At 66.6% G+C, this 4,313-nt stretch carries 4 protein-coding genes; 1 reads left to right on the top strand and 3 read right to left on the bottom strand.

Translation table 11 applies throughout. The features are described 5' to 3' along the window. Positions 1-132: 132 nt before the first annotated feature. The 3 genes from HY703_08045 to HY703_08035 form a co-directional block, all read right to left on the bottom strand. Entirely contained in the window at positions 133-1,350 is a 1,218-nt protein-coding gene (locus HY703_08045; protein ID MBI4545129.1) for an FAD-dependent monooxygenase, read from the bottom strand. A 382-nt stretch (positions 1,351-1,732) separates the two neighbouring features. Further along, positions 1,733-2,302: a hypothetical protein gene (locus HY703_08040; GenBank protein MBI4545128.1), complete on the bottom strand. Its 570-nt coding sequence runs from the start codon at positions 2,300-2,302 to the stop codon at positions 1,733-1,735. Positions 2,303-2,675: 373 nt separating this feature from the next. After that, complete coding sequence (locus HY703_08035) at positions 2,676-3,101, bottom strand: RES family NAD+ phosphorylase (protein ID MBI4545127.1); 426 nt, start codon at positions 3,099-3,101, stop codon at positions 2,676-2,678. 229 nt (positions 3,102-3,330) lie between these two features. Between HY703_08035 and HY703_08030 the strand changes: the two genes are divergently transcribed. Beyond that, positions 3,331-4,313: FAD-dependent oxidoreductase (locus tag HY703_08030; protein MBI4545126.1), on the top strand; the 983-nt coding region annotated here is incomplete at its 3' end.

The raw sequence follows: 4,313 nt of genomic DNA, 5'->3' as shown, positions 1-4,313 counted from the left end.
GCGTGGGCCGGCGCCGCCGGACCAGGGCCCTTCCCGACGGCCCCCTAGCTAGCTAGTGGTAGTCCGTGACTTCGACGTCGTCGGCATAGCCGTCCTCCCATCGCAAGCAAACCCAGTACTGGTCGTTGATGCTCATCCCAGGAGGAGGGCAACTTTCTCACCCCATGAAATGTCCCGGTACCTGTGGCTCCCGGTGACGACACCCAGAAGCTTCTGAAACAGCCGCTGATCACGGCCGAGCCGCCGAATGGCGCGGTCAGCGGTGAATCTGTACTGGGAAAGATTCAACAGCAACTGGGTGAAGCGGAAGACGTCCTCTACGACCTGGAAGCGGTTCCGCGCATATCGCTGTCCGAGCTCCGGGCCAAAACTGCCGACGCCGAAGGCGTCTTTGATCAGAGGCACGACGGCCTTCACACTCTTCAACGCAAGCGTCATTCCCTCTCCTGAGATGGGGTCCAAGAACCCAGCGCTGTCACCGATGAGAAGAAGGCCCGGCCGGTAGCATGGCTCGATCGTAAAGCCCAGCGGCCCGACAGCGGCCACAGGGGGGACCAACTCGCTCTTCGTGATGCGCTCCCCGAAACCCCTAACATACCGCAGGAAGCCAGTGTATCGATCAGCGAGATCGCCCTTGAGGAACTGCATGGCTCTTGCTTCGAGCAAGATGGCGACGAGGGTTATCCCGTCCGCGCCGGGGGCGACATAGATCTCGCCGCCAGGACAAGGCAAAACCTCCACATAGGAACCCGCGCCTTCGACCGAATGAAGGTGACCCGTCACGCCGAAGCGCTTGCGCCGAAGAAAGGTCTTGGTGAGCCCACAAGCGGCATGGAAGACGGAATGGCGCCCATCGGCCCCGATGGTCAGGGGAGCATGGAACACCTCGGGTCGGTCCGGGGAGTCGGTTGCATGCCCGCGGACCCCTTTGACGACCCCGTCCTCTTGTATAGCGTCCGTCACCCTGAATCCCTGGCGAACCGTGACGTGCGGGAAGGACGCGGCCCTCTCCAGGAGCAGCTTGTCCAGGTGGTAGCGCCGCATGACGACGCCGAAGGAGATTCTGCTCGCGCTGGGAGGGAAGTCCGCCTGCGCCACGACGCCTTGGCGGTTGCAATACCGCATTCCCCGAACCTTCGCGCCGCCATGGGCGAGGATCTCCTGTAGGAGTGCAAGCTCCGCCAGAATCTGCACGCCCTGTGGCATGATGCCTTCGCCGCAGGGCTTGTCGCGGGGGAACAGCGCCTGGTCCAGGAGCAAGACGCGATAGCCCTCCGATGCAAGAGCGATCGCACTGGACGAGCCGGCGATGCTGGCCCCCACGATCACGATGTCATACCTGGAGGCCATCTCCCCCGCCCTCCATGCTTGCCAGCTATCCAGCCCTGACCGTGGTGACCTTCTGAACCAGGTCTTTCGCCTAACCTAACGCCATGGCGCTCAGCCGCGAACGGCGCTCCCGGGTTCGGCCGAGGGGCGTGCCGCTGGCGCGCCGTTCGTCGGCTGCAGCGGCCTGAGCGACATTGTGATGCTGAACCTGAGCCTGGCCACCGGTTACCTCCTCCTCGGCGGACGCACCAACGCAGCGCAGGTTACACCTGTCGTCGCTTCCCCGAGGATGCGCAGCGGGCTCGATGGCTCGTCTCGCCTCGGCGTTCGACCGCTATGATATTCCTCCTACAGTGCGTCGATAGGCACTTGGCGGTATTTCCGCCACCTCACCTAACGCTTCCTAGGCAGGCCACAGCCAGCCGAAGACCCCCGCCGTGAGCAGCGCGTACACCAGCCCGTCGATGGTGTTCTTGATGGTCGTGCCCCAGCCGCGCCTGAACCAGATGGCGTCCTGCCACAACGCGACCGCGTAGCCGACGAACGCGGTGGTGCCGGCAAAGCGGAAGACGTCGGGGTACTCGACGCCCGCGGAGCCTGGACCAAGCGCCCGGCCAGCGATGTACGCCGCGAAGATGCCGACCAGGACGCAGTAGACGAACCACTGCGCCAGGTTCTTCCCCATGGCCGGCGGCCCGCTCGGCCACACGGTCAGCATGGCCACGGGCCCTCGCTTCACCTTCTCCATGAACTCTGGGGACTTCCTGGCCTCCGGGCCCCCGCCGTACGGCATCATGTAATTCCCCGGGGCAATGCCGAACTTCCCCAGTGCGGCCATGACCTCGTCTTCTGCGGCAAGCTTGCTGAAGTCCGTCTGGTGGTAGCGGAGGAACATGTGGATCACCCAGCTTGCCAGGAACACGATCACGGCCGACAGCAGGATCGGGAGCCACAGCGACGTCACCGGAACCATTGCCACCTCCTCGTGTTAGGGCGACGGAAACACTACACCTTGGGCACGACCTGCGGCGTCGCGGCGCCGTGAGCCGTACCAGCCAGTCGATTCCCACGCCAGAACCTGCTGGAGTCGGACGTCGACTCCCTGGTAGCTGTGCCCTCCCGGGACGGCGAGCTCCTGCTGGTACTCCCAAGTCGCGAAGAGAGCGGCCGGCAATATATGCGAAGCGGTCCGCGGAGTCGATGCGGAGCGCACGCGGCGCACGCGGGCCCGCGGGCCGGCGCGGGGATGGGATAGACGACACAGGCACCGGTGATGACCGTGAGCCAGGCAACGATAGACATCAGGGTGGTGTCCCAATCGAGCTGGCGCAGATCGGCCGAAGAGCTCAGGTCGTCAAGCCGACGTTGTACCTGTCAAGCCACCGGGCAATTTCGGCGGCAAGAGAAGGATCGCTGAGTGGGGTCGAATCGGTGCGGCGCATCTTGCGCCTTGCGCGCTCGAACAGGGCCACAGAAAAACCGGGATCGTCATGACGGGCACGATACCGGATGCCGTCTGGCCTTTCGCGATGCGCATGCAGCGCGGCGGACCACTCCCATGTAACGCCGTAGCGGCCCTGAACTACCGACGCATCGGCGCCGAGCGGCCGTAAGTGCTCGCTGTTCATCTCGACCAGCCGGAGCGCCGCGCGCACCTCGACGAGGGCCAGCGATCGGACGTTCAGGTCGTCCTCATTAACGGTGTCCAGGCTCAGGTCGCGGAGCATCGTCTCGGCGAAGGCAATGTGGCTCTCGAACGCGAGGTAGCACACGCTGTAGCTGGAGTGCTTAGGCCGCCGCGCCGCCGCGACAACCTCATCCCGAAGGTCAGGAAGTCCGCGAGGCTATTTGTCCCGCGCCATAGCCCGGTCTGACGCACCTTGTCTCACGCTTCCTGAGATCCCTTGGACACAACCCATTGCGCCACAACACGATATCGTGCTGGGCGCGGTGGATCGAGACTTGAACCCCAGCCTGCAGACACGCAGATCGCTTCGAGCCATGCTGACCATTGCGGGACCACGCACGGCAACCTGGCCGCACCGGCCCGTCCGGCGGGCCGGAATCATGGACGAGCTGAGGCCGCCACTGCCTCCGGGAGTGGCGGTCCTCGAGGCGGAGCGCTGCCTCGAGTGCGGCGGCCCTTATGCCAGGGCGCCGTGCGCGGCGGCGTGCCCGGCGGAGATCGATGTGCCCGCCTTCATTGGCGCGATTGCGCGCGGCGAGGCCGCCGCCGCTGCCCGGGTCATTTTTGCCGAGAACCTGCTGGGCGGGAGCTGCGCGCGCGTCTGCCCGGTCGAGATGTTGTGTGAGGGCTCGTGCGTGCTGGACCACGAGGGCCAGCGGCCGGTCGAGATCGGGCGGCTGCAGCGCTATGCGGCCGAGGCGGCGGAAGCGCAGGGGCTGTTGCTGCGGTCGCGCGCAGCCCCGAACGGCAGCAGAGTCGCCGTCATCGGCGCGGGGCCGGCCGGGCTGGTGTGCGCCGGCGAGTTGGGCGCGCTGGGCTACGACGTCACGGTCTACGAGGCGCGCGAGGAGGGCGGTGGGCTGATCCGTTATGCCATCGCCCCCTACCGCCAGGTGCGCGAGCCGCTGCCAGCCGAGCTGGCGCGTATTGCCCGCCTGGGCGTGAGCTTCCGCATGGGTCAGGCCATGGACTCGCGGGAGAAGCTCGAGGCGGTCGCGGCGGCCGCCGATGCCGTGTTCCTGGGGATCGGCCTGGGCGCGGATGTGGACCAGGGCTACCCCGGCGACGGGCTGGCCGGTGTGTGGCAATCGCTCGCCTTCATCGAGGCGATCAAGCTGGGCCGGCCGCCCAGCGTGGGCCAGCGGGTGGCGGTGATCGGCGGCGGCAACACGGCGGTCGACGTGGCGCGCGAGGCGCTGCGTCTGGGCGCGGCCGAGGTCACGATCCTCTACCGGCGCACGGCGGCGGAGATGCCCGCCTGGAGGCACGAGATCGAGGAGGCGCGCGAGGAGGGCGT

This window comes from Gemmatimonadota bacterium (genome assembly GCA_016209965.1).
Lineage (GTDB): Bacteria > Gemmatimonadota > Gemmatimonadetes > Longimicrobiales > RSA9 > JACQVE01.
The sequence above is the reverse complement of the archived record's forward strand: the minus strand, read 5'-3'. Positions and strand labels throughout refer to the sequence as shown.

Bases quoted from the DNA above. Each gene is read 5' to 3' on its own strand.
- HY703_08045 (MBI4545129.1), bottom strand. From the start codon at position 1,350: ATGGCCTCCAGGTATGACATCGTGATCGTGGGGGCCAGCATCGCCGGC.
- HY703_08040 (MBI4545128.1), bottom strand. From the start codon at position 2,302: ATGGTTCCGGTGACGTCGCTGTGGCTCCCGATCCTGCTGTCGGCCGTG.